At 51.9% G+C, this 393-nt stretch carries 2 pseudogenes; one reads left to right on the forward strand and one right to left on the reverse strand.

Annotated elements, in window-relative coordinates:
• Positions 1-215 (forward strand): annotated as a pseudogene (locus UF06_RS01245) (isopentenyl-diphosphate delta-isomerase); the annotation flags it as partial.
• Positions 216-306: 91 nt separating this feature from the next.
• Here the strand turns inward: UF06_RS01245 and UF06_RS25495 are convergent.
• Positions 307-393: pseudogene (locus UF06_RS25495) on the reverse strand (J domain-containing protein); the annotation flags it as partial.

The raw sequence follows: 393 nt of genomic DNA on the forward strand, positions 1-393 counted from the left end.
AATCGTACGAGGTGAATGCCATTGGTTGGGGTTGGTATCAATTGGCACAAATGCCCGGTTGGGGTAACAACCGGGCCAAAGCCATTACCGAACTACTGCAAGGCGCATGGTTTGAGAAGATGCCCCAGCGGGGCGACCTCGCCAAGCCTCGCGCACTCGATGTGATGGCCGCGCTTAACCGCATGCGTAAGTCCCAGTTTCGCAATAACAACTAATTGTTCTGCTTGATGAAAAACGCCCTGCACAATGCAGGTCGTTTTTTTACTTGGTAGACTTAATCGATGGTGATCTTCATAGATGGTGAGCTTAGTGACGCAAAACGTTCCATGCTTCGCACGGAATACGAAAGCGCTCTGCATTGCCATTGTCGCGATCGGGGTGCCAGCGTAGTGC

Origin of the sequence: Vibrio sp. S234-5 (genome assembly GCF_000960595.1) — a bacterium.
Lineage (GTDB): Bacteria > Pseudomonadota > Gammaproteobacteria > Enterobacterales > Vibrionaceae > Vibrio.